The sequence below is a fragment of the Ramlibacter montanisoli genome (assembly GCF_013087525.1).
Lineage (GTDB): Bacteria > Pseudomonadota > Gammaproteobacteria > Burkholderiales > Burkholderiaceae_C > Ramlibacter > Ramlibacter montanisoli.
In genome coordinates this window covers 3,349,328-3,373,456 of record NZ_JABFCS010000001.1, presented here as the reverse complement: position 1 = coordinate 3,373,456, position 24,129 = coordinate 3,349,328, and the positions used below count along the sequence as shown (strand labels likewise).

The window sequence follows — 24,129 nt, the reverse complement described above, 5'->3', positions numbered from 1 at the left end:
TCAGAAGTCCTCTGCGCCCGTCTCGGCGCGGTGCGGCGGCTTGCGGAACACCACCTCGCCGGTGGGGACGTGCACGACGCGGATCTCGCTGCTGCGCGTGAAGCTCTTGGCGGCCAGGCTGATGGCCAGCGCGCGGTCCTTGACGGACAGCTGCCGGCTGCCGGCGGCGGGCCAGAACCTCCCTGCGATGGGTTGCGTGCTTTCGATCCGGTAGTCGGCGGACGTCATGGGGGCCTCTCCTGCTTCTAGTCTCCAGCTTCTTGCCGATGGCTTGCTGCGGTTCTCGTTTTCCCCATGCTAGGCGGCCTTCGTGACGATGCGAAGACGGTCCTTTGCAAGAACGCGGGCGACTCTGTAACGCTTCGCAATGGTGCGACGCAGCAGCTTCACCCTCCTGCAAACGGCGTCTGTAGGACAGGTTCCCCGCACGTGTAAGGCATTTCCGTGGCCGTGCTGCGCAGGCCGTTCTTCCTGCCGCCGCGCCTGCTCGGGAAAGCCCTTGGAGGCCCAGGGACGTGCGCCGTTAGCATGCTTCCCCACCCACAACGAGGAGAAGCCATGAAGTTCCGTATCGCAGGCGTCGCAATGGCCCTGGTGCTGGCGGGCTGCGCCCAGACTCCGAGCCAGCCGGTCATTTCCGAAGTGGCCAAGCCGCTGCCGGCCAACGTGCCCGCCTGGCAGCAGGGCCGCGCGCCCGAACTCGCGAGCTCCACGCTGGCTCCGCACGCCGGCCGGCTGACCGCGGTGCCGGCGTCCGAGATCCCGCTGCAGAACCTCAGGCTGCCCCCGGGCTTCCGGATCCAGCTGTGGGCCAGCGGCATGCCCGGCATCCGCGCGATGACGCGGACCGAGAGCGGCAAGATCTACGCCGGCACGCGCGGCATCGGCCGCGTCTACGAGATCACCGACAGCGGCGGCCAGCGCACCAGCCGCGTCGTGGTCGACAAGCTCACGCAACCCGCCGTCACGTACCACAACGGCTCGCTGTACGTCGCCGCCATCGACAAGGTGCTGCGCTACGACCGCATCGACCAGAACCCGAACGTGCAGCCGGTGGACCTGACGGCCCGCTTCAACCTGCCGACCGAGCAGCACCACAACTGGAAGTTCATCAAGTTCGGGCCCGACGGCAAGCTGTACGTGCCTTTCGGCGCGCCCTGCAACATCTGCCTGCCCGAAGCGCAGTATGCGCAGATCCGCCGCTACAACGCCGACGGCTCCAACATGGAAGTGGTCGCCACCGGCGTGCGCAACACGCAGGGCTTCGACTGGCATCCGGTCACCAAGGAGATGTGGTTCACCGACCATGGCCGCGACTGGATGGGCGACAACGCGCCGGAAGACGAGCTCAATCGCCTGAGCCGCCCCGGGCAGTTCTTCGGCTTCCCCTACTGCCATGCCAACGGCGTGGTGGACAAGGACATCCGCAAGGCCAATCCCTGCGCCGGCGTGACGCTGCCCGTGGTCACCACCGGGCCGCACTCGGCCACCATGGGCATCCACTTCTACACCGGCACCATGTTCCCCCGGAGTACCGCAACGTCGCATTCGTGGCGCGCAAGGGCTCCTGGAACCGCACGCAGAAGTTCGGCTACGACGTCGTGACGGTGCGCGCGGACGCCAACGGCGGCAACGCGAGCATCACGCCCTTCATCACCGGCTTCCTGGACACGCAGAAGGACGCCTTCTGGGGCCGCCCGGTGTACTTCCTGCAGCTGCCCGACGGCTCGCTGCTGCTGTCCGACGAGCAGATGGGCGCCGTCTACCGCATCACGTATGGCACTTGAGGCAGTCCTGCGCCGCGGCCTCGCCGCGGCGCTTTTCCTCGCAGCCCCCTCGCGCACCCGCAGCCCGCGGCCACCCCGGCCCGGGCCGCGCTGTGCGCGGCCTGCCACGGGCCCCTGGGCAATTCGCAGATCGCCAACACGCCCTCGCTCGCGGGGCAGCCCAAGCTGTTCATCGAGAACACGCTGGTGTTGATCCGCGAGGGCATGCGCGACGTCCCGGCCATGAAGGGCATGCTCCATGGCGTGTCCGACGCGGAGATCGTGGAGCTGGCGAACTACTTCTCCGCGCAAAAGCCGGTGCCGGCGGCCGGCGGCGCGCCCGACGAAGCCACCTTCCGACGCGGCCAGGCGCTCGCCACGCGCGGCCTGTGCGGCAGCTGCCACCTCCCGGACTATTCGGGCCGCGCGCAGATCCCGCGGCTGGCCGGCCAGCACGAAGCCTTCCTGCTGCAATCGCTCAAGCAGTTCCGCGACCACCCCGGCCCCGGACGCGACACCATCATGGCCGCTTCGCTCTATGGCCTGAAGGACAACGAGCTGGCGGACCTGGCGCACTACCTCGCGCACTACCGGTGAATGGCGGGACGGCCACGCCTGACGGCCGCCCGTCCGCCCTCTCACTCCGCCTGTAGTGTTCCACCTACAGCCGACGGGAATTCCCTTGCGTACTCTCGATGTACACAGCAGCATCCAGTGCAAGCCCATGCGCCGCTTCCTCGCCCCCCGCACGCCCGCCCTCCAAGGCGGCTGCGCGCACGCTCCCGGCGAAGGACGCGACAGCGAGATGTCGCACCGCATCACGGCGCTGCTGCTGTTCCCCCGACTCGACGCGCGTCCCGGCGCCTGGCTGGTGTTCCTCACCGCAGTGTGCACCTTCGTTGCCGTGCGCGCGCTGGAGCTGGGCCAGTTCTGAGCCCCGGGCATGCCCTTGCGGCACACCCTACAATCACGGGCCTCGCCGCCGTAGTTCAATGGATAGAACGAGCGCCTCCTAAGCGCTAGATACAGGTTCGATTCCTGTCGGTGGTACCACCCGCCGGCGCGCCGTCACTTCACCAGCAGCCGCATCGCCTCTTCCAGCCCCTTGATCGTCAGCGGGTACATGCGCTGGTTCATCAGCTGCTGGATCACCGCGATGCTCTGGCGGTATTGCCAGACGCCCTGCGGCTCCGGGTTGATCCACACGAACTTCGGGAAGGCGCTGGTCAGGCGCTGGATCCACTCCACGCCCGCTTCCTCGTTGTTGTATTCGACGCTGCCGCCCGGCTGCAGGATCTCGTAGGGGCTCATCGTCGCGTCGCCCACGAAGATCAGCTTGTAGTCCTTGTTGTACTTGCGGATGATGTCCCAGGTCGGGAACTTCTCGCTGAAGCGCCGCCGGTTGTTCTTCCACATGAAGTCGTAGACGCAGTTGTGGAAGTAGTAGAACTCCAGGTGCTTGAACTCCGCCTTCGCCGCGGAGAACATCTCCTCGACGCGGTGGATGTGTTCGTCCATGGTGCCGCCCACGTCCATCAGCAGCAGCACCTTCACGTTGTTGTGCCGCTCCGGCACCATCTTGATGTCCAGCCAGCCCGCGTTGGCCGCGGTGGAGCGGATGGTGTCGTCCAGGTCCAGTTCCTCGGCCGCGCCCTCGCGCGCGAACTTGCGCAGGCGCCAGCAGCGCGATCTTGATGTTGCGCGTGCCCAGTTCCTGCGAGTCGTCGTAGTCCTTGTAGGCGCGCTGGTCCCACACCTTCACCGCGCTCCGGTTGCGGCTCTTGTCCTGGCCGATGCGGATGCCCTGCGGGTTGAAGCCGTAGGCGCCGAAGGGGGACGTCCCTCCCGTGCCTATCATCTTGCTGCCGCCTTCGTGGCGTTCCTTCTGTTCCTCGAAGCGCTTGCGCAGCGTGTCCATGAGCTCGTCCCAGCCCATCTTCTCGATCTTGGCCTTCTCCTCCGGCGACAGCTCAGCTCGAGGTTCTTGCGCAGCCACTCCAGCGGGATGTCCTTGGTGAAGTCGGCGATCAGCTCCACGCCCTTGAAGTAGGCGGCGAAGGCGCGGTCGAACTTGTCGTAGTGCTTCTCGTCCTTCACCAGCGCGGTGCGGGCCAGGTAGTAGAAGTCGTCGACGCTCCACGCGTCCTCGCTCACCGGGCCGACCACGCCCTCCTTGAGCGCCTCGACCAGCGTCAGGTATTCCTTGACCGAGACCGGCAGCTTGGCGCTGCGCAGGGTGTAGAAGAAGTCGATCAGCATGGCTCAGGCCTCCCGGGGGCGTGTGAGCTGGTATTGCAGGTGCGCCTTGACCTCCGGCCACTCGCCGGCGGTGAGGCTGTACATCACGGTGTCGCGCACCGTGCCGTCGCGGCGCAGCGCGTGGTGGCGCAGCACGCCGTCCTTGCGCGCGCCCAGGCGCTCGATCGCGCGCTGCGAGGCGAAGTTGTAGTTGTCGGTGCGCCAGCCGACCAGCTGCGCGCCCAGCGTCTCGAAGGCGTGCGTCATCAGCATCAGCTTGCAGGTGGTGTTGACGTGCGTGCGCTGCCAGGACTTGCCGTACCAGGTGTAGCCGATCTCGAGACGCTCCACGGCCGGCACGATGTCGTGGTAGCGGGTGCTGCCGATCACGCGGCCCGACGCGCCGTCGACCACCACGAAGGGGAGCATGTGGCCGTCGGCGCAGCCCTGGAGCGCCGCCGACACATAGGCGGCCGCTTCGCCGGGCGCGGGGACCGAGGTCACCCGCAGCTTCCAGAGTTCGCCGTCCCTCGCCGCAGCCTCCAGCGCCGCGGCATGGTCCGCCGTCATGGGCTCGAGCCGCACGGGGCCCGATTGCAGGGTGAGCGGTTCGGGCTTGCGCATCAGGAGTCCTTGCGCCGGCGCACCAGCCGGCGCGCCAGCTGCAGCCCGGCCCCGCCGCCCAGGCCGCACAGCAGGATGCCGCCCAGGCTGGCGCCGCCGTAGCCTGCCGCGAAGGGATCCCAGCCGAGCATGCGCGCCAGCCCGAAACCGGCCAGCGCGCCGGCGACGAAGCCCAGCGCGTCCACCAGTCCCTCGGCCAGCAGCTTCTTCACCGGTTGTGCCTCTGCATGAACACCAGCTTCTCGAACAGGGTCACGTCCTGTTCGTTCTTCAGCAGCGCGCCCACCAGCGGCGGGATCGCGACCTTCTCGTCCTTGCTCTGCAGCGCCTCGGCCGGGATGTCCTCGGCCACCAGCAGCTTCAGCCAGTCCAGCAGCTCGGAGGTGCTGGGCTTCTTCTTCAGGCCCGGCAGGTTGCGCACGTCGAAGAAGGTCTTCATGGCCGCGGCCAGCAGTTCCTTCTTCAGGCCGGGGAAGTGCACGTCCACGATCTGCTTCATCGTTTCCGCGTCGGGGAACCGGATGTAGTGGAAGAAGCAGCGGCGCAGGAAGGCGTCGGGCAGCTCCTTCTCGTTGTTCGAGGTGATGAACACCAGCGGGCGGTGCTTCGCCTTCACCAGCTCGCGCGTCTCGTAGACGTAGAACTCCATGCGATCGAGTTCGCGCAGCAGGTCGTTGGGGAACTCGATGTCGGCCTTGTCGATCTCGTCGATCAGCAGCGCCACCGGCTGGTCCGCCGTGAAGGCCTGCCACAGCACGCCCTTGACGATGTAGTTGTGGATGTCCCTGACCTTCTCGCCGCCGTCCAGGTCCTTCAGCTGCGAGTCGCGCAGGCGCGAGACCGCGTCGTACTCGTACAGGCCCTGCTGCGCCTTGGTGGTGGACTTCACGTGCCACTGCAGCAGCGGCATGTCCAGCGCCTGCGCCACTTCCTCGGCCAGCATGGTCTTGCCGGTGCCCGGCTCGCCCTTCACGAGCAGGGGGCGCTTGAGGGTGATGGAGGCGTTGACGGCCAGCATCAGGTCCTGCGTGGCAACGTAGTTCTGGGAGCCTTGGAACTTCATGGTCTGCGGGGGTGGAAAGGGCGCGGGGGAGGGCCCCTATAATCGCCGGTTGATCGAAAGAAACTGACCTTCGTCAGGGATTGTGCTCGCAAAATGAACAAGCTGTTGACCACGCTTTTCGCCCTTTCTGTCGCTTGCGCGACGGGCCTGGCCCTGGCGCAGACGCCGGCCGCGACGGCCCCGGCGGCCGCTCCCGCCGCCACGGCCGCGGCCGGCAAGCCCGCCACGCCGGCGAGCCCGAAGTCCCTGGAGGCCAAGATCGAGATGTGCGTGGGCTGCCACGGCATCGTCGGCTACCGCGCGAGCTTCCCCGAAGTGCACCGCGTGCCCAAGATCGCGGGCCAGAGCGCGCAGTACATCGCCGCGGCGCTGAAGGCGTACAAGACGGGCGACCGCAAGCATCCCACCATGCGCGGCATCTCCGAGAGCCTGAGCGAACAGGACGTCGCCGACATCGCGACCTACTACCAGGACCTCGGCAAGGCCGGCCGCGCCCCGCTGGCCGAGAAGCCCAGCCGCACGCCGAACGCGCAGGTCGCGGTCATGATGCAGAAGGGCAACTGCGTCGCCTGCCACGGCGCCAACCTGTCCAAGGCGATCGATCCCAGCTACCCGAAGATCGCCGGCCAGCACGCCGACTACCTGTTCGTCGCGCTCAAGGCCTACAAGACCGACGGCAACCCCGCCATGGGCCGCAACAACGGCATCATGGGTGCGATCGCCAAGCAGTTCTCCAACAACGAGCTGAAGGCCCTCGCCGATTACGTGGGCTCGCTCGACGGCGAGATGGAGACGGTGCCGGAGTCGCGCTTCCACCGCAACTGAGCGTCCGCAAGCCGTTGCACGAAGGCCCCGCGAGGGGCCTTTTTCATGGGCGCATGTCGCCGGCCCGCGCCACGCCTCCTTCGGCAACCGGCGGGCGCCGGGATGACATGCCGTCTGCTTGTGTGCGCCACCGGACAGACGGCCCCGGATGGCGCTTGTAGGATGGCGCCTGTCTCCAGGCCGGGCTCCGGCCATGCCTTCCGGCGCGAACCTCCCCGGGCGGGCACCATCCCCGTCCCTGGGGAGAGGTGCCCCGGGCCGCAGTCACGCGCTCTCCCGCTCGCGCCCCCAACCCACCCCCATGGAACCGCATCTCCTGACCTGCCCCATCAGCGCCGCCGCGCTGGCCGTCGTCCGGACCCGCGCGCGCCGCGTCGGCTCCCTGGCGGGCCTGGAAGCCGTGCAGCAGACGCGCTTTTCAACCGCCGTGTCGGAGATCGCCCGCAATGCCGTGGAATACGCGGGCGGGGGACCGTGGCCTTCGCGATGGACGGCCTGCCCGCTGCCGGAAGGCGGCAGCGGCTGGTCGCGCTCATCGCAGACCGCGGGCCCGGTTTCGCCGACCTGCCCGGGGTCCTGGCGGGCCGCGCCTCGCGCCGCGACGGGCGCGCCGCGATGGGCATCGCCGGCAGCACGCGCCTGGTGGACCGCCTCGCGATCGAGGCCCCGGCCACGGGCGGCACGCTCGTGCGCCTGGAGATGGAATTGCCCGCTTCCGCCCGCGCCCTCGACGCCGAACGCCTGCGGCAATTCGCCGTGACGCTGGCGGCCGACGCGAAGCCGGAGTCAGCGCTGGACGAAGTGGTGCAGCAGAACCGCGAGCTGCTGCGCATCCACCAGGAACTGCGCGACAAGCAGGCCGAGCTGGAGAAGGCGGATACCCACAAGAACCAGTTCCTGGTGACCGTCGCCCACGAGCTGCGCAATCCGCTGTCGACGCTGCAGATGTCGCTGGACATCCTGCGCAAGCACACCGGCATGAGTCCCGCCGACGTCGCCAGGCGCCACGACGTGATGCACCGCCAGACCCGCCAGCTCGCCAAGCTGGTGGAAGACCTGCTGGACGCGGCGCAGGTGAGCCAGGGCAAGGTGGTGCTGCAGAAGCAGCCTGCCGAGCTGAACGAACTGATCTCCGAGGCACTGGAGATGAACGAGGGCGTCATCGCGGCCAAGGAGCACCGCGTGACGCTGCAGCTGTGCGAGGTGCCGCTGTGGGTGGACGCCGACCCATCGCGCCTGAAGCAGGTGATCTGCAACCTGGTCCAGAACTCGGCGCGCTACACGTCTCCGCGCGGCGACATCGCGGTGCGCGTGCGGCGCGAGGAAACGCTGGCGGTCATCGAGGTGCGCGACAACGGCATCGGGATCTCCGCGCAGGACATGCCCAACATCTTCGGCATGTTCGTGCAGGGCGACCGCACCCGCGAAAGCAACGAGGGCGGGCTGGGGGTCGGGCTGTCGCTGGTGCGCCGGCTGGTCCAGGGCCACGGCGGTACCGTGGTGGCGAGCAGCGACGGCGTCAACCGCGGCAGCCAGTTCACCGTCTCGCTGCCGCTCGCCGCCGCGCCACCCTGAGGCGATCCGCCGACGCCGTCAGCGCGTGGCGCGCCGCTGCACGCAGGCCACGTAGGAAGGGCCGTCGGGCGGCCGCCCCGCGCGCTGGCTCTCCCACAGCATCTGCCCCAGGCACTCCATCGCCTCGTGGTGCGCGTCGTGCAGGGAGTGCCGCCGGGCCGCCAGCAGTTCCACCGCCTGCCGGATGCCGCGCGGCTGGTCGATGGAGCACTGCTCGCTGATCGACAGGTGCATGGACAGGTGCAGGAAAGGATTGGACGTGCCGTTGTTGCCGTCGTAGACGCGCGCCACGGCCTCCTCGGCATCGGCCACGTGCGCGTCGTACTCGGGATGCTGCTTGAGCCACTCGTGGGCCAGCGTCTCCAGCGCGTCCAGCACCTGGCCGGACCGGGCCTTGGCATGCACGCCGCAGAAGAAGCGGCGGACGTCTTCCTGGGAGGGGTTGAACATCCTTTCAGGTTAGCACGCCACCCCGCCAGTGCTGGAAAGTCAGTAGAGACCGCAGGGGAGCGCACTGCCAGAATGGGCCCGCCCCGCGCCGTCTCGGTGCGGCTGAGTGCTTTCACCCTTCGGAGACACACATGAAGTCCATCAAGAGCGTCCTGTTGGGCCTGCTCGCAGGCATCGGCATCGCCGTCGCCGCGCATGCCCAGAACATCTCCATCGCCACCGGCGGAACCGGCGGCGTGTACTACCCGATGGGCGGCGGGCTGGCGGCCGCGCTGTCCAAGTACGTGCCCGGCATGCAGGCCACGGCCGAAGTCACCGGCGGCTCCGTCGACAACCTCAAGCTCGTCGGCACCGGCAAGCCCTACGTGGCCTTCAGCATGAGCGACGCCGCGCTGGACGCGCTGGAAGGCGAGGACAAGTTCAAGGGCAACAAGGTGCCGGTGCGCACCCTGGCCGTGCTCTACCCCAACCGCATGCACGTCGTCAGCGTCGACGGCAAGGGCGTCAACAAGCTGTCCGACCTCAAGGGCAAGCGCGTGTCGACCGGCTCGCCCGGCAGCGCGACCGAGGTCATGGCCTTCCGCATCATCGAGGCGGCCGGCATGGACAAGGACAAGGACATGAAGCGCGAGCGCCTCGGTGTCGCCGAGTCCGTCAACGCGCTCAAGGACGGCAAGATCGACGCCTTCTTCTGGGTGGGCGGCCTGCCGACCGCGGCCGTGTCCGACCTGGCCAACACGCCCGGCACCAAGATCAAGATGATCGACCACTCCGAAGTGGTGGCGGCGATGAACAAGAAGTACGGCAACCTGTACGTGCAGGACACCATCCCCAAGGATGTCTACAAGGGCATGGACGCCGACAACAAGCAGGCGACCGTGATGAACATCCTGGTGGCGCACCAGAACATGGACGAGAAGACGGCGTACAACATCGTCAAGACCATCTTCGAGAAGAAGGACGACCTGGTCGCCGTGCACAAGGAAGCCGTCAACTTCAAGCTGGAGAACCAGAAGAAGGACGCGACGCCGGTGCCCTTCCACCCCGGCGCGCTGAAGTACTTCGCCGAAAAGGGCATCAAGGTCAACTGAGCTCCACGCACGCATGACGGACCACCAGGCAGAAAGAGCGCAGCTGAGCGCCGACATCGACGCGGCGGCGCTGCAGAAGGCCGAGGAGTACATCGAGCAGGAGGAGGGGGCGGCCAACAAGCTCAAGGGCTGGCTGGCTGCCTTCGTCACCCTGGTGGCCGTGGGGATGTCCGGGTACCACCTGTACTCGGCCTACGAGATCGTGCCGGCGCAGGTGCTGCGCGCCACGCACCTGGCCTTTGTGCTCTTCATGTGCTTCCTGGTGTTCCCGGTCGCGCGACGCTTTCGCCACCGCATCATGTGGTGGGACTGGATCGCCGCGCTGCTGGCCATTGCCGTCACGTACTACCTGATCCAGGGCGGCGACGACCTCACCGACCGCAACACGACGCCGCTGCCCCTGGACATCTTCTTCGGCGTGGCGCTGATCGTGCTGGTGCTGGAGGCGATGCGCCGCACCTCGGGCTGGATCATGCCCGTCATCTGCACGGCCTTCCTCGCCTATGCGCTCGCCGGGCCGTGGCTGCCCGCGCCCTGGACGCACAAGGGCTATGAAGTCGGCCGCCTGGTCGGCGTGATGTACATGACGCTGGAGGGCATCTTCGGCGTCGCGCTGGACGTGTCGTCCTCGCTGATCATCCTGTTCACCATCTTCGGCGCCTTCCTGCAGTACTCGGGCGCCGGCAAGTTCTACCTCGACTTCTCCTTCTCCGCGATGGGCGGAAAGCCCACGGGCGCCGGCCGTACGGTGGTGCTCGCGTCCTTCCTGCTGGGCGGTCCCTCGGGTTCCGGCGTCGCAACGACCGTCACGCTCGGTTCGGTCGCCTATCCGATGCTGCAGAAGGTCGGCTACGAGAAGAACGCGGCGGGCGGCCTGCTGTCCGCCGGCGGCCTGGGCGCGATCATCTCGCCGCCGGTGCTGGGCGCCGCGGCCTTCCTGATCGCCGAGTTCCTGAAGATCTCCTACCTCGACGTGCTGCTGATGGCGGTGATCCCCACCGTCCTGTTCTACTTCGCGCTGTTCCTGATGGTGGAGATCGACGCGCGCAAGTACGGCATGCACGAAGCCGTGTTCGAGAAGGTCGACACGGTCTGGCACCTCACGCGCAGGTACTGGTTCCACTTCCTGTCGCTGGTGTCCATCGTCGCCTTCATGATGTGGGGCTTCTCGCCGGTGATGTCGGTGTTCTGGGCGACCCTGGTCTCGCTGGCCACCAGCCTGCTGCGGCGCGACACCGCGCTGATCCCCTGGGACCTGTTCAGCGGCGGCGGCTTCTGGCGCAAGCTGGGCGGCGCCCCGCTGGTCAAGGCGCTGGAAGGCGGCTCGGTCGGCGTGCTGAACGTCGCGGCCACCTGCGCGGGCGCCGGCATCATCGTCGGCGTGGTCACGCTCACCGGCCTCGGGCTGAAGTTCAGCTCCATCGTGATCGACTACGCCAACGGCAACCTGATCATGACGGCGGTCTTCACCGCGCTGGTGGTGTGGATCGTCGGCCTGGCCGTCCCGGTGACGGCCTCGTACATCATCTGCGCGGTGATCGCCGCGCCCGCGCTGATCAAGCTGGGCGTGCCGGAGTACGCCGCGCACATGTTCATCTTCTACTACGCCGTGCTGTCGGAAGTGTCGCCGCCGACCGCGCTGTCGCCCTTCGCCGCCGCGGCCATCACCGGGGGCGACCCGTACAAGACCACGCTGCAATGCTGGAAGTACACGGTGCCGGCCTTCCTGCTGCCCTTCATGTTCGTGCTGGACCCGAGCGGGCAGGGGCTGCTGCTGATGGGGTCGACCAAGGCGCTGGCCACGGCGAACTGGTGGAGCATCGGGCGGAAGTCACGGTCACGGCCGCCATCGGCATCGCCGCGCTGGCCGCCGGCTTCCAGGGCTGGGCGCTGCGCAAGACCACGCGCATCGAACGCTGGCTGCTGATCCTGGCCGGCTTCGCGCTGGCCTACCCGGCGTGGCAGGCCGACCTGGCCGGCATCGCTGTGGCGGTGGGCGTGCTCGCGGTACAGTACCTGCGGCCGCAGCCACAGACGGCTTGATCCGTCATCCCCGCCTTCGCGGGGATGACGCTGTCCCCTGGAGTACCCAAGTGAATCGACTCGACGCGTCCGCCAAGGGCGTCTACCTCATCACCGTCACCCCCTTCACCGACAATGGCGCGCTGGACTTGGCCAGCACCGACCGCATGGTGGACTTCTGCCTGGAAAAAGGCGTCACCGGCCTGACCGTGCTGGGCATCATGGGCGAGGCGACCAAGCTGACCATCGAGGAGTCGCGTGCCTACGTGAAGCAGGTGCTGGCCCGCGTGAACGGCAAGGTCGGTGGTCGTGGGCGCGTCCGCGCCCGGCTTCGCGGCGATGAAGGAGCTGACCGATTCGGTGATGGACCTCGGCGCCTCCGGCGTGATGGTGGCGCCGCCGCCGACGGTGCGCACCGACGACCAGATCGTTTCCTATTTCCAGATGGTCGACGAGACGCTCGGTCCCCAGGTCCCCTGGTGCCTGCAGGACCATCCGGTGTCCACGACCGTGCAGATGTCCACCGGCGTCATCCTGCGCATCCTGAAGAACTCGCCCACCTGCGTGATGCTCAAGCACGAGGACTGGCCCGGCCTGGCCAAGCTTTCGGCGATCCGCGCGGCCAGCGGCAAGGGCGAGGTCCAGCGCGTGTCCATCCTCACCGGCAACGGCGGCGGGCTGTTCCTGCCGGAGGAACTCACGCGCGGCGCCGACGGCGCCATGACCGGCTTCGCCTATCCCGAGATGATGGTGGACGTGGTCGCGGCCCACGCGCGCGGCGAACGCGAGCGCGCGCACGACATCTTCGATGCCTACCTGCCGCTGGCGAAGTACGAGCAGCAGGCCGGCGTGGGACTGGCGGTGCGCAAGTTCCTGTTCCGCGAGCGCGGCGTGATCGCCTCCGACTTCGTGCGCAAGCCGGGGCCCAAGCTCTCCGCCCAGGACGTCGAGGACATCCGCTTCCTCGTCAAGCGGCAGGACCAGCGCCTGCGCGCCCTGGCTTGAGCCGGCCTTGAGTGCCCGCTCGACCTCCGCCTTCCCCGCCCTGGGGGAGCGGCGCCACCTCGTGGCCTTCGTCGTCGGCTGCATCGCCGTCACCGCCGGCGTGCTGCTGCACATCCCCATGTACTGGATGGGGCGCGACCAGGGCTTCCAGCTCGCCGAGATGCCGATGGACGCCTCCATGTACTGGGGCATGGCCGCCATCCTCGCCGGCAGCCTGCTCGCGGCCTGGGGCCTGCTGCCCGCGGAGCGCTGGAAGGCGCAGCGGGTCGACGTCGCCGCGCCCGACCATCCGCAACTGGGACGCGCGCACTACGTGCTGATGGTGGTGCTGACCACCGCCCTCGTCATCGACGTGATGAAGCCCGCCAGCCTGGGCTTCGTGCTGCCCGGCGTGCGCGCCGAATACGGCTTGGGCACGCTGACCGTCGCCTGGCTGCCCTTCGCGGCGCTGTGCGGCACGGTGATCGGGTCCATCCTGTGGGGCGTGCTGGCCGACGTGTTCGGCCGCCGCGCTTCCATCCTGCTGTCCTCGGTGCTGTTCGTCGGCACCTCGATCTGCGGCGCCATGCCTTCCTTCGGCTGGAACGTCGGCATGTGCTTCCTGATGGGCGCGGCGGCCGGCGGCATGCTGCCGGTGACCTACGCGCTCCTGGCGGAAACCATGCCGGCGCGCCACCGCGGCTGGGTGCTGGTCCTGGTGGGCGGCCTGGGCTCGGTCGGCGGCTACCTCGTGGCCAGCCTCGCGGCGGCGTGGCTGGAACCCATCCTGAGCTGGCGCGCGCTGTGGTTCCTGAACCTGCCGACCGGCCTGGCGCTGGTGGCGCTGAGCGCGCTGATCCCCGAGTCGCCGCGCTTCCTGCTGCGGCTCGGCCGGCGCGAGGAAGCGCGCGCGACGCTGGCGCGCTTCGGCAGCATCCTGCGCGACGACGTCGAGGTGCCCGTGGCCGCACAGCCGATCGCACCTGCAGCCATTCCCGCCGGCGTGCTCCCGATGACGATCGCCTTGAGCGTGTGCGGCCTCGCCTCCGGCCTCATCAACTTCGGCGTGCTGCTCTGGCTGCCGGCGCACATGGTGTCGCTGGGGCACAGCCTCGCCTGGTCCAGCGGCGTGCTGGCCTTGTCGTCCGTCCTCGCGCTGCCGACCGTGCTGGTCGCCGCCTGGCTGTACGGTCGCTGGAGCAGCAAGCGCGCGATCCTCGGTGCACTGGCGTGTTCCGCGATCGGACTGGCCGGCGTGATCCACGTGCAGAACGACCTGGGTCCCACGGGCTGGCTGGCGAGCGTCACGCTGCTGATCGTCGGCAGCAATGCGATCGTGGCGATGCTGCTGCCTTACGCGGCGGAGAGCTACGCCGCAGCCACGCGCGGCCGCGCGGTGGGCTGGATCGCGGCCTGCACCAAGCTCGGGGGCCGCTGTCGCAGGGGCTGACGCTGCTGGGGATGGTGCCGGCGCTGGGTTCGGCGGCGGTGGTGACGGCGGTGGCCAGCGTCGCGTCGATCGGGCTGATCGCCAGCTTCTGCATCGAGACGCGGCGGCACGAGGTGATGTGATCGCTGGGGTTCGGCTGCGCCTCACCACCAGCCTACCGGCATTGTCGTAGGCTGGCGGTGAGCGTAGCGAACCCCAGCATTCCGGCCCGCAGGCGAACCCCGACGCTCAAGCCCCCGTCAACCGACTCGAAATCTGCCGCGCCGTTTCCCTCAACGGCGCCAGCATCGACTCCTGCATCTGCCGCGGCGTCGTGCGGTTCACCTGGCCGCTGATGTTGATGGCCGCGATGGTCCGTCCCGCGCGGTTCACCACCGGCGCGGCCATCGACAGCAAGCCTTCCTCCAGCTCCTGGTTGACCAGGCACCAGCCCTGGCGGCGCGCCTGCTGCACGCGGGCCAGCACCGCTTCCGGGTCGGTCAGCGTGTGGCGCGTGCGCGCCTCCAGCGGCGCCGAGCGCAGCAGCCGCAGCACCTCCTCATCCGGCAGGCCGGCCAGCAGCGTGCGACCCATGGACGTGCAATAGGCCGGCAGGCGCGAGCCTATGCCCAGGCTGTTGCGCATGATCTTGCGCGTGGACACGCGCAGCACGTAGACGATGTCGGCGCCTTCCAGCACGGCGGCGGACACCGACTCCTTCACTTCCTCCACCAGCTGCTCCATCACCGGTTCGGCCACGTCCCACATCGGCATCGAGGAGAGATAGGCGAAGCCCAGGTCGAGGATGCGCGGCGTCAGCGCGAACAGCTTGCCGTCGCTCTCCACGTAGCCCAGGGTCTGCAGGGTCAGGAGGATGCGGCGCGCGCCGGCGCGGGTGAGGCCGGTGCGGGTGGCGACTTCGGTGAGCGTCTGGCGTGGCGCGCGTGCGCTGAAGGAGCGGATGACCTCGAGGCCGCGGGCGAACGACTGCACGTAGGCGTCGCCCGGCTTCAGGTCGGCAGTAGGGGCTTGGGGGCTCATGGCGGGGGTATCGGCTAGAATTCATTATACGAACACTTGTTCGATTAGCGAACAACGTTCCGCCAGTCTTCCCCAAGGATTTCTCCCATGATCGACAAGATCGCGCCCTCCATTGCGGAGGCGCTCGCCGGCGTGAAGGACGGCTCCACCGTCCTGATCGGCGGCTTCGGCACCTCCGGCATTCCCGGCGAGCTGATCGACGGCCTGATCGCGCAGGGCGCGAAGGACCTCACCGTCGTCAACAACAACGCGGGCAACGCCGACTACGGCCTGGCCGCGCTGCTGAAGTCGGGGCGTGTGCGCAAGATCATCTGCAGCTTCCCGCGCCAGGTGGACAGCCACGTGTTCGACGACCTGTATCGCAGCGGCAAGATCGAACTCGAACTGGTTCCGCAGGGCAACCTGGCCGAGCGCATGCGCGCCGCCGGTGCCGGTATCGGCGCCTTCTTCTGCCCCACGTCCTACGGCACCGAACTGGCCAAGGGCAAGGAGACGCGCGAGATCGATGGCAAACAGTACGTGCTGGAGTACCCGATCCACGGCGACGTCGCGCTGATCAAGGCGGAAGCCGGCGACCGCTGGGGCAACCTGGTGTACCGCAAGGCCGCGCGCAACTTCGGTCCGGTGATGGCCGCGGCGGCCAAGCACACGGTGGCCAGCGTGTACGAGATCAAGCAGCTGGGCGAACTCGATCCGGAAGAGATCGTGACGCCCGGCATCTACGTCGGCAAGATCGTGAAGATCCCGCGCGTGGCCACGCAGGCCGGCGGCTTCAGGAAGGCGGCTTGAGCATGGCGTACCAGAAGCGAACCAAGGACCAGCTCGCCGCGCGCGTGGCGCAGGACATCCACGACGGCGCCTACGTCAACCTGGGCATCGGCATGCCGACGGCCGTGGCGAACCACATCCCGGCCGGTCGCGAAGTCATCCTGCAAAGCGAGAATGGCATCCTCGGCATGGGCCCGGCGCCAGCCGAAGGCCAGGAAGACTACGACCTGATCAACGCCGGCAAGCAGCCGGTGACGCTGCTGCCAGGTGGCGCTTATTTCCACCACGCCGATTCCTTCGCGATGATGCGCGGCGGGCACATCGACATCTGCGTGCTCGGCGCCTTCCAGGTGTCCGCGCGCGGCGACCTGGCGAACTGGAGCACCGGCGAGCCCGGCGCGATCCCCGCCGTCGGCGGGGCGATGGACCTCGCGATCGGCGCCAGGCAGACCTGGGTGATGATGGACCTGCTGACCAAGAAGGGCGAGAGCAAGGTGGTGGAGCGCTGCGGCTATCCGCTCACCGGCATCGCCTGCGTCAAGCGCATCTACACCGAGCTGTGCACGCTGGAATGCACGCCGCAGGGCCTGAAGCTGGTCGACACCGTCGACGGCCTCACGCGCGAGGAACTCGAGAAACTCATCAACCTGCCGATCGCGGCCTAGGATGGCCCACCCCCGAAGCGCCTGCGGCGCCTCCCCCTCGAGGGGGCGCCCCCAGCGGCCCGGCAAAGCCGGTTCCGCGGCGGCACTGGAGCAGGCCGTGCCTGAATCAAACCAAGGAGCACCGACATGACCCGACAAGCCTTCATCTGCGACGCGATCCGTACGCCCTTCGGCCGCTACGGCGGCGCGCTGTCTTCCGTGCGCACCGACGACCTCGGCGCGATTCCGCTGAAGGCGCTGATGGCGCGCAACCCCAAGGTGGACTGGCAGCAACTGACCGACGTGCTGTACGGCTGCGCCAACCAGGCCGGCGAGGACAACCGCAACGTCGCGCACATGGCTTCGCTGCTGGCCGGCCTGCCGATCGAGGTGCCCGGCGCCACGATCAACCGCCTGTGCGGCTCGGGCCTGGATGCCGTGGGCACCGCCGCGCGCGCGATCAAGGCCGGCGAGGCGACGTTGATGATCGCCGGCGGTGTCGAGAGCATGAGCCGCGCGCCCTTCGTGATGCCCAAGGCCGACTCGGCCTTCTCGCGCGCCAATGCGGTATATGACACCACCATCGGCTGGCGCTTCGTCAACAAGCTGATGAAGGAGATGTACGGCGTGGACTCCATGCCGGAGACGGCGGAGAACGTGGCGACCGAGTACAGGATCGAGCGCGAGGCGCAGGACCGCATGGCGCTGGCCTCGCAGCTCAAGGCGGTGGCGGCGCAGAAGCGCGGCTTCTTCGATGCCGAGATCACGCCCGTGACCATCCCGCAGAAGAAGGGCGAGGCGCTCGTCGTCAAGCAGGACGAGCATCCGCGCGAGACTTCGCTGGAGGCGCTGGCCAAGCTCAAGGGCGTGGTCAAGCCCGATGGCACGGTGACCGCGGGCAATGCCAGCGGCGTGAACGATGGCTCCTGTGCGCTGCTGCTGGCCGACGAGGCCACGGCCGCGAAGAACGGCCTGACGCCGCGCGCCCGCGTGGTTGGCATGGCCACCGCCGGCGTGCCGCCGCGCGTGATGGGCATCGGCCCGGCGCCGGCCACGCAGAAGGTGCTGGCGCTCACCGGCCTGAAGCTGGAGCAGATCGACGTGATCGAACTGAACGAGGCCTTCGCCGCGCAGGGCCTGGCGGTGCTGCGCATGCTGGGGTTGAAGGACGACGACGCGCGCGTGAACCCGAACGGCGGCGCGATCGCGCTGGGACATCCGCTGGGAGCGTCGGGTGCGCGCCTGGCGACGACGGCGGTGAACCAGCTGCACGCCGGCGGCGGCCGCTATGCGCTGTGCACGATGTGCATCGGCGTGGGGCAGGGCATCGCGGTGATCCTGGAACGCGTCTGATCCCTGACTTCCTCCCTCCCCCCCGGGGGGGGCAGGGTGGGGCGCCGGCTGGCACCGTGCCATGCAGCGCCCCCATCCCAACCTTCCCCCAAAGGGGGAAGGAGTTCTTTTTCCTTCTCCATCATGAGCAAGCAACAAGCCACCCTCGTCTCCGGTGCCAGCAGCGGCATCGGTCGCGCCATCGCCGGCATGCTGCTGGCCCAGGGCCGGCACGTGGTCAACGTCGACTACAAGCTGCCCGACTGGTCGCATCCGCAACTGCATTCCTTCCAGGCCGACCTCACGCAGGCCGAGGCCACGCGCGAGGCCGCGGCGCAGGTGCTGCGCGAGTTCGACATCACCGCGCTGGTGAACAACGCCGGCGCCACCCGTCCCGGCACGATAGACACGCAGACCGCCGAAGACCTCGCCTACGTCCACGCGCTCACGCTGCAGGCGACGATGCTGCTCACGCAGGCCTGCCTGCCCACGCTGCGCGCCTGCGGGCAGGGGCGCGTCGTCAACATGGCTTCGCGCGCGGCGCTGGGCAAGACCGAGCGCATCGCCTACTCCGCCGCCAAGGCCGGACTGGTGGGCATGACGCGCACGATGGCGATGGAGCTGGGCGGCGACGGCATCACCGTCAACGCGATCGCGCCGGGGCCGATCGCCACCGAGCTGTTCCGCCAGAGCAATCCCGAGGGCGCGCCGCGCACGCAGCGCATCCTCGACAGCATCGTCGTCAAGCGCATGGGCACCCCGAGGATGTCGCGCGCGCGGCGCTGTTCTTCCTGTCGCCGGACAACGGCTTCGTCACCGGCCAGGTGCTCTACGTCTGTGGCGGCACCACCCTGGGCCTCGCGCCCACCTGATTTCGAAAGAGGACCTCCCCATGCAATCGATCCACGCCTCCCGCCGCCGCTTCACCGTGCGCGGCCTCGCCCTGGCCGCCGCCGTCGTGGCCGCCCCCTGGCCGCGCACGCACAGTCGTATCCCGCCAAGCCGGTCACCATCGTCGTGCCTTTCGCGGCCGGCGGCACCACCGACATCCTCGCCCGCGTGATCGGGCAGGCCCTGAACAAGGAGCTGGGCCAGTCCGTGCTGGTCGACAACCGCGCCGGCGCCGGCGGCAACATCGGCGCGCAGCTCGCGGCCAAGGCCGTGCCGGACGGCCACACGCTGTTCATGGGTACCGTGGGAACGCACGCAATCAACCAGAGCCTGTACAAGAAGCTGCCCTTCGACCCGGTCAAGGACTTCGCGCCGCTCACGCGCGTGGCCATGGTGCCCAACCTGCTGGTCGCGCATCCCGGCAAGCCCTACAAGAACGTGAAGGAACTGGTCGCGTACGCCAAGGCGAATCCCGGCAAGGTGAACTTCGGCTCTTCGGGCAGCGGCAGCTCCATCCATCTCTCGGGTGAGCTGTTCAACGCGCTGGCCAAGGTGGACATGGTGCACGTGCCCTACAAGGGCAGCGCGCCGGCCGTGACCGACCTGGTGGGCGGACAGATCGACGTCATGTTCGACAACATGCCGTCTGCAATCCAGCACGTGCGATCGGGCCGCCTGCGGGCCCTGGCGGTGACCACGGCGAAGCGTTCGCCGGAACTGCCGGACGTGCCGACCATCTCCGAAGCCGGCGTGCCCGGCTACGAAGCCACCTCCTGGTTCGGCATGTTCGCGCCGGCGGGCACGCCCGCGCCCGTGGTCGCCAGGCTCAACGCGGCACTGGTCAAGGTGCTGGCCGATCCGGCGGTGAAGAAGAAGCTGGCGGAGCAGGGCGCCGAGCCCTACAGCGAGACGCCGGAACAGTTCGCCGAGTTCATCCGCAAGGAGACGGCGAAGTGGAGCAAGGTGGTGAAGGAGTCCGGCGCGAGCGCGGACTGAACTTCTCCGTCATCCCCGCCTCCGCGGGGATGACGATCTTTTCACCGCCGGAAAACTGAATTCCGGCCGCCCGCTTGCCAGCCCCGCGCACGCGCAAGACACTGCCGCCAGACCTGTCTAGCGAAGGAAGAGCAATGGCGAAGCAAGTGGGGTGGATCGGCCTGGGCCGCATGGGCGAGGCCATGGTCAAGCGGCTGCTCAAGGCGGGCTTCGGCGCCAGCGTTTGGAACCGCACGCGCAGCAAGGCCGAGCCGCTGGCGGAATACGGCGCCGAGATCGTGCGCCACAAGACGGACCTGGCCGGCTGCGAAGTGGTCTTCACCATGGTGTCGACCACCGACGACCTGAAGGAAGTGCTGTTCGCCGAAGGCGGCCTGGTCACCGGCACGACCAGGCCGCGCCTGGTGGTCGACAGCTCCTCGATCTCGCAGGAAGGCTCGGCCGAGATCCGCGCGCGGCTGGAGGCGCTGGGCGTGGACTACCTGTGCGCCCCCGTCTCGGGCAATGCCAAGGTGGCGAAGGCGGGCAAGCTGCTGATCGTCGCCTCGGGCCCCAGGGCGCTGTACGAGAAGGCGCAGCCCTACCTCGCCGCCATGGGGCGCAAGGCCATGTGGGTCGGCGAGGGCGAGCTGGCGCGCATCTGGAAGATCGCGCACAACACCATGTTCGGCGTGGTGATCCAGAACCTGTGCGAGATCACGGTGCTGGCCGAGAAGGCAGGCATCCCGCGCCACGTCTTCCTGGAGAGCATCAACGACTCGGTGCTGGGCTCCATGTACACCCGCTACAAGACGCCGGTGCTGACCAACCTCAGCTTCGACCAGGTCACCTTCACGCCCAGGCTGCTGCTCAAGGACATGGACCTCGGCATGGGCGCCGCCAAGGCCTACGGCGTCGCCATGCCGGCCGCCGCCGCCACGCGCGAATCGGTGGCGCGCATGGTGGGCCGCGGCTACGACCAGATCGACTTCGCGGTGCTGCTGCAGGAGACGGCGCGCGACGCCGGCCTGGAACTGAAGCCCGAGAACGTGCAGGTGGACGACGGCCTGGCGTCCTGAGTCCCCCGCCTTCCCTTTCGCATCCTGTTCGAGACATTCCAAGGAGACAGACATGAAGCGAATCCTGGTCGCGCTGGCCGCCACCCTGATCGCCGGCGGCGCGCTGGCGCAGTCGGCCTGGCCCACGAAGCCCATCCGCATGGTCGTGCCCTTCACGGCCGGCAGCGTGACCGACATCGTCGGCCGCACGATCGCCGAGTCCATGGGCAAGAGCCTGGGCCAGCCGGTGATCATCGAGAACAAGCCCGGTGCGGGCGGCACCATCGGCGCCGCGCAGGTCGCCAAGAGCGATCCCGATGGCCACACGATCCTGGTGCACTCCTCGGGCCACGCGCTCAATCCCGCGCTCTATCCCAGCCTGCCCTACGACACGGTGAAGGACCTGACCGGCGTCACGCCACTGGCCGCCGTTCCCAACGTGCTCGTCGTCTCACCGGCGCGCGGCTGGAAGAGCGTGGCCGACGTGATCGCGGCAGCCAAGGCGAAGCCCGGCCAGCTGAACTACGCCTCGGCAGGCACCGGCAGCGCCACCCACATGAACGCGGAGAAGTTCAAGCTGAAGGCCGGCATCGACGCCCAGCATGTCCCCTTCAAGGGCACGCCGGAAGCGCTGACCGACGTGATCGGCGGCCGCAACGACTGGTTCTTCGCGCCCATGGCTTCCGCGTTGCCGCTGATCAAGGACGGCCGCCTGCAGGCGCTGGCGGTGAGCTCCGCGCAGCGCTCCCCCGCGCTGCCCGACGTGCCCACCACGGTGGAAGCCGGCGTGCCCGGTTCCGACTACACGCTGTGGGTCGGCATGATCGTGCCGGCGGCGACGCCGGCGCCGGTCGTCAAGCGCCTGCACGAGGAAGCGCTCAAGGCGCTGAATGCACCGGAAGTGAAGGCGCGCATGGCCAGCCTGGGCGCCGAGGTCGTGACCATGGAGCCGGCGGCCTTCAACGCCTACATCAAGGCGGAGATGGAGACCGCGGCGCAGATCGCCCGCACGGCGAACCTCAAGGCGCAGTGATCGCGGCATGAAGCGCTTCGTCTACAACGGCCAGCCGGGCCGCGTGGTGTTCGGGCCCGGCGCGCTCGCGCAGCTGGGCAAGGAGATCCAGGCGCTCGGTGCGCGGCGCGCGCTGGTGCTGTCCACGCCGGAGCAGCGCGCGTCCGCCGAGCACGTTGCGCAGATCCTCGGCGCGCGCGCGGCCGGCGTGTTCGACCGCGCCGTGATGCACGTGCCGATCGAAACGGCGCGCGAGGCGCGCGAGCTGGCCCGCAAGCTCGATGCGGATTGCGCGGTGGCCGTGGGCGGCGGCTCCACCACCGGCCTGGGCAAGGCGATCGCGCTCGACTCCGGCCTGCCCATCCTGGCCATTCCCACCACCTACGCCGGCAGCGAAATGACGCCGATCTACGGCATCACCGAAGGCGGCCTGAAGAAGACGGGACGCGATGCGAAGGTGCTGCCGCGCACCGTGATCTACGACCCCGAACTGACCCTGACGCTGCCGGTGGGGCTGAGCGTCACCAGCGGCATCAACGCGATCGCGCACGCGGCCGAAGGCCTGTACTCCGTCGACAGCAATCCGGTGATGGACCTGATGGCGGAAGAGGGCATACGCGCGCTGGGCCGCGCGCTGCCGGCGATCCGCGCCGACGCCCGCGACCTGGAGGCGCGCGGCGATGCGCTGTACGGTGCGTGGTTGTGCGGCATCGTGCTGGGCAACGTCGGCATGGCGCTGCACCACAAGCTGTGCCACACGCTGGGCGGCAGCTTCAACCTGCCGCATGCGGAAACGCACACCATCGTGCTGCCACATGCCCTGGCCTACAACGCGAAGGCCGCGCCCGAAGCGATGCGCCGCATCGCGCGCGCGCTCGATGGCGCCGGCGCGCCGCAGGCCGTGTTCGACCTCGCGCAGGACAACGGCGCGCCGGTCGCCTTGCGCGATATCGGCATGAAGGCCGAAGACCTGGACCGCGCCTGCGACATCGCGCTGCAGAACCAGTATCCCAACCCGCGGCCGCTGGAGCGGGAGGCGATCCGGCAGCTGCTGCAGGATGCTTTCGAGGGCAAGCGGCCTTCCGCGGGCTGAAGGCTTCCTGTACGCTGGGGCTGACCCCGTGGGCTGGCGGTGCGAGCGACGCGGCACCCCAGCGACGCGCGAATGCGCTGGGGTTCGCTGCGCTCACCACCAGCCTACGAAAGGCGAATCATGTCCGAAGGAACCCTGGAATTCGACGGCGTCCGCTACCCCGACGGACGCGCCTCCGATCCGCGCCGCCTTGGCTGGATGGAAGGCACGCCGCCGCCGCCGGACAAGCAGGTGCGCTTCGCCGACGACCGCTTCCTCGACTTCCCGCAGATCCGCTGGAGCCTGTCGCACATGCGCGAGCTGCTGCCGACGGTGAACGTGTGGCGCGGGCCGGGGCCGGCCAGCAGCTTCGGCGATGCCGCCGGCATCGAGGAGTCCGCGGTCGACGGGCTCGCCTTCCAGGACATGAACGGCCGCGCGCGCCGCTGGGAAGAGTCGCTGCAGGACACCTACACCGACGGCATCCTCGTGCTGTACCGCGGCCGCCGCATCTACGAGCGCTACTTCGGCGCGCTCGAAGCGCACGTTCCGCACAGCTGCTTCTCGATCACCAAGTCGTACGCGGCGACGCTGTGCGCGGCGCTCGTGCACGAGGGCGCGCTCGACGCGAACCAGCGCATCCCGCACTGGCTGCCCGAGATGAAGGGCACGGCCTACGACGACGCCACCCTGCGCCAGGTGATGGACATGCAGATCGGCGTCGCCTATTCGGAAGCCTACGCCGACCCGAAGGCGCAGATCTGGGACTACGCGCGCGCCGGCGGCCTGCGCCCGCGGCCTCCCGGCTACACCGGCGCGGACAGCTTCTACGACTACCTGCAGACGCTGCGGCCGGAAGGCCGCCACGGCGAAGCCTTCGCGTACAAGACCGTCAACACCGAGCTGATGGCATGGATCATGAAGCGCGTCACCGGCATCCCCTTCGCGCAGATGCTCGGCGAGCGCCTGTGGGCGCCGCTCGGCTGCGAGCAGGACGGCTACCTCTCGGTCGATCCCATCGGCGTGCCCATGGGCGGCGGCGGCCTGTGCGCGAGCCTGCGCGACCTGGCGCGCTTCGGCGAGCTGATGATGCGGCGCGAAGGCGAGTGGAACGGCCAGCAGCTGGTGCCGCCCGAGGTGGTGGCGGACATCCGCCGCGGCAGCGATCCCGCGAAGTTCGCCAAGGCCGGCTACACGCTGCTGCCCGGCTACTCCTATCGCAGCATGTGGTGGGTGACGCACAACGAGCTCGATGCCTTCGAGGCGCGC

The 24,129-nt window shown here is 68.8% G+C and carries 22 protein-coding genes, 1 tRNA gene and 5 pseudogenes; 21 read left to right on the top strand and 7 right to left on the bottom strand.

Going from position 1 to position 24,129, the window contains the following annotated elements; translation table 11 throughout:
• Nucleotides 1-228, bottom strand: a complete 228-nt coding sequence (locus HK415_RS16695; RefSeq protein WP_171561217.1) for a hypothetical protein — start codon at nt 226-228, stop codon at nt 1-3.
• 330 nt (nt 229-558) lie between these two features.
• Here HK415_RS16695 and HK415_RS16690 point away from each other — a divergent pair, with 330 nt between their 5' ends.
• The 5 genes from HK415_RS16690 to HK415_RS16675 all read left to right on the top strand — a co-directional run bounded on the left by HK415_RS16690 (nt 559) and on the right by HK415_RS16675 (nt 2,819).
• On the top strand, nt 559-1,605 hold the full coding sequence (locus HK415_RS16690; protein ID WP_253261927.1) for a PQQ-dependent sugar dehydrogenase: 1,047 nt from the start codon (nt 559-561) through the stop codon (nt 1,603-1,605).
• Entirely contained in the window at nt 1,551-1,787 is a 237-nt protein-coding gene (locus HK415_RS25395) for a hypothetical protein (protein ID WP_253261926.1), read from the top strand. The genes HK415_RS16690 and HK415_RS25395 overlap by 55 nt, the downstream gene beginning before the upstream one ends.
• A gap of 90 nt (nt 1,788-1,877) precedes the next feature.
• Nucleotides 1,878-2,363, top strand: a complete 486-nt coding sequence (locus HK415_RS16685) for a c-type cytochrome (protein ID WP_171563514.1) — start codon at nt 1,878-1,880, stop codon at nt 2,361-2,363.
• A gap of 127 nt (nt 2,364-2,490) precedes the next feature.
• On the top strand, nt 2,491-2,700 hold the full coding sequence (locus tag HK415_RS16680; protein ID WP_171561216.1) for a hypothetical protein: 210 nt from the start codon (nt 2,491-2,493) through the stop codon (nt 2,698-2,700).
• A gap of 44 nt (nt 2,701-2,744) precedes the next feature.
• Nucleotides 2,745-2,819, top strand: a tRNA-Arg gene (locus HK415_RS16675).
• Between the two features lie 15 nt (nt 2,820-2,834).
• Here the strand turns inward: HK415_RS16675 and HK415_RS27205 are convergent.
• The 4 genes and pseudogenes from HK415_RS27205 to HK415_RS16655 form a co-directional block, all read right to left on the bottom strand.
• Nucleotides 2,835-4,025: pseudogene (locus tag HK415_RS27205) on the bottom strand (vWA domain-containing protein).
• A 3-nt stretch (nt 4,026-4,028) separates the two neighbouring features.
• Nucleotides 4,029-4,628, bottom strand: coding sequence for a GNAT family N-acetyltransferase (locus HK415_RS16665; RefSeq protein WP_171561214.1), 600 nt, complete (start codon nt 4,626-4,628; stop codon nt 4,029-4,031).
• On the bottom strand, nt 4,628-4,840 hold the full coding sequence (locus tag HK415_RS16660; RefSeq protein WP_171561212.1) for a hypothetical protein: 213 nt from the start codon (nt 4,838-4,840) through the stop codon (nt 4,628-4,630). The genes HK415_RS16665 and HK415_RS16660 overlap by 1 nt, the downstream gene beginning before the upstream one ends.
• Nucleotides 4,837-5,691 carry an AAA family ATPase gene (locus tag HK415_RS16655; protein ID WP_171561210.1) on the bottom strand — a complete coding sequence of 285 codons (855 nt, stop codon included), beginning with the start codon at nt 5,689-5,691 and terminating at the stop codon, nt 4,837-4,839. Before HK415_RS16655 ends, HK415_RS16660 begins: the two co-directional genes overlap by 4 nt.
• Nucleotides 5,692-5,784: 93 nt before the next feature.
• On the opposite strand from HK415_RS16655, the gene HK415_RS16650 reads away from it, so the two are divergent.
• Both HK415_RS16650 and HK415_RS25390 read left to right on the top strand, forming a co-directional pair.
• Complete coding sequence (locus HK415_RS16650) at nt 5,785-6,516, top strand: c-type cytochrome (protein WP_171561209.1); 732 nt, start codon at nt 5,785-5,787, stop codon at nt 6,514-6,516.
• 474 nt (nt 6,517-6,990) lie between these two features.
• Complete coding sequence (locus tag HK415_RS25390; protein WP_171561208.1) at nt 6,991-8,091, top strand: sensor histidine kinase; 1,101 nt, start codon at nt 6,991-6,993, stop codon at nt 8,089-8,091.
• A gap of 18 nt (nt 8,092-8,109) precedes the next feature.
• Here HK415_RS25390 and HK415_RS16640 read toward each other — a convergent pair whose 3' ends face one another.
• On the bottom strand, nt 8,110-8,541 hold the full coding sequence (locus HK415_RS16640; RefSeq protein WP_171561206.1) for a DUF1841 family protein: 432 nt from the start codon (nt 8,539-8,541) through the stop codon (nt 8,110-8,112).
• Between the two features lie 131 nt (nt 8,542-8,672).
• Here HK415_RS16640 and HK415_RS16635 point away from each other — a divergent pair, with 131 nt between their 5' ends.
• From HK415_RS16635 to HK415_RS16620, 5 genes and pseudogenes are all read left to right on the top strand, one after another.
• The gene (locus HK415_RS16635; RefSeq protein ID WP_171561205.1) at nt 8,673-9,632 is read left to right on the top strand and encodes a TAXI family TRAP transporter solute-binding subunit; all 960 of its coding nucleotides are present in this window, start codon (nt 8,673-8,675) and stop codon (nt 9,630-9,632) included.
• Between the two features lie 13 nt (nt 9,633-9,645).
• Entirely contained in the window at nt 9,646-11,559 is a 1,914-nt protein-coding gene (locus tag HK415_RS16630) for a TRAP transporter permease (protein WP_253261925.1), read from the top strand.
• A complete protein-coding gene (locus HK415_RS25385) occupies nt 11,445-11,675 on the top strand; it encodes a DUF3394 domain-containing protein (protein ID WP_253261924.1) in 231 nt (76 codons plus the stop codon). Before HK415_RS16630 ends, HK415_RS25385 begins: the two co-directional genes overlap by 115 nt.
• A 50-nt stretch (nt 11,676-11,725) precedes the next feature.
• Nucleotides 11,726-12,659 (top strand): annotated as a pseudogene (locus tag HK415_RS16625) (dihydrodipicolinate synthase family protein).
• Between the two features lie 7 nt (nt 12,660-12,666).
• On the top strand, nt 12,667-14,088 hold the full coding sequence (locus HK415_RS16620) for an MFS transporter (RefSeq protein ID WP_216369815.1): 1,422 nt from the start codon (nt 12,667-12,669) through the stop codon (nt 14,086-14,088).
• A gap of 228 nt (nt 14,089-14,316) precedes the next feature.
• Here HK415_RS16620 and HK415_RS16615 read toward each other — a convergent pair whose 3' ends face one another.
• A complete protein-coding gene (locus HK415_RS16615; protein WP_171561203.1) occupies nt 14,317-15,108 on the bottom strand; it encodes an IclR family transcriptional regulator domain-containing protein in 792 nt (263 codons plus the stop codon).
• 87 nt (nt 15,109-15,195) lie between these two features.
• On the opposite strand from HK415_RS16615, the gene HK415_RS16610 reads away from it, so the two are divergent.
• The 9 genes and pseudogenes from HK415_RS16610 to HK415_RS25380 all read left to right on the top strand — a co-directional run.
• Nucleotides 15,196-15,897 carry a 3-oxoacid CoA-transferase subunit A gene (locus HK415_RS16610; RefSeq protein ID WP_171561201.1) on the top strand — a complete coding sequence of 234 codons (702 nt, stop codon included), beginning with the start codon at nt 15,196-15,198 and terminating at the stop codon, nt 15,895-15,897.
• 2 nt (nt 15,898-15,899) lie between these two features.
• Entirely contained in the window at nt 15,900-16,541 is a 642-nt protein-coding gene (locus HK415_RS16605) for a 3-oxoacid CoA-transferase subunit B (protein ID WP_171561198.1), read from the top strand.
• Nucleotides 16,542-16,667: 126 nt separating this feature from the next.
• Nucleotides 16,668-17,873 carry a 3-oxoadipyl-CoA thiolase gene (gene pcaF / locus HK415_RS16600; protein ID WP_171561196.1) on the top strand — a complete coding sequence of 402 codons (1,206 nt, stop codon included), beginning with the start codon at nt 16,668-16,670 and terminating at the stop codon, nt 17,871-17,873.
• Nucleotides 17,874-17,996: 123 nt separating this feature from the next.
• Nucleotides 17,997-18,724 (top strand): annotated as a pseudogene (locus HK415_RS16595) (SDR family NAD(P)-dependent oxidoreductase).
• 20 nt (nt 18,725-18,744) lie between these two features.
• Nucleotides 18,745-19,739, top strand: a pseudogene (locus HK415_RS16590) (Bug family tripartite tricarboxylate transporter substrate binding protein).
• A 134-nt stretch (nt 19,740-19,873) separates the two neighbouring features.
• Nucleotides 19,874-20,797 carry an NAD(P)-dependent oxidoreductase gene (locus HK415_RS16585; protein WP_171561194.1) on the top strand — a complete coding sequence of 308 codons (924 nt, stop codon included), beginning with the start codon at nt 19,874-19,876 and terminating at the stop codon, nt 20,795-20,797.
• A gap of 52 nt (nt 20,798-20,849) precedes the next feature.
• Nucleotides 20,850-21,809: a Bug family tripartite tricarboxylate transporter substrate binding protein gene (locus HK415_RS16580; RefSeq protein WP_171561191.1), complete on the top strand. Its 960-nt coding sequence runs from the start codon at nt 20,850-20,852 to the stop codon at nt 21,807-21,809.
• 7 nt (nt 21,810-21,816) lie between these two features.
• A complete protein-coding gene (locus HK415_RS16575) occupies nt 21,817-22,881 on the top strand; it encodes a maleylacetate reductase (protein WP_171561189.1) in 1,065 nt (354 codons plus the stop codon).
• 72 nt (nt 22,882-22,953) lie between these two features.
• A pseudogene (locus HK415_RS25380) lies at nt 22,954-24,015 on the top strand (serine hydrolase domain-containing protein); the annotation flags it as partial.
• Between the last annotated feature and the right edge of the window lie 114 nt (nt 24,016-24,129).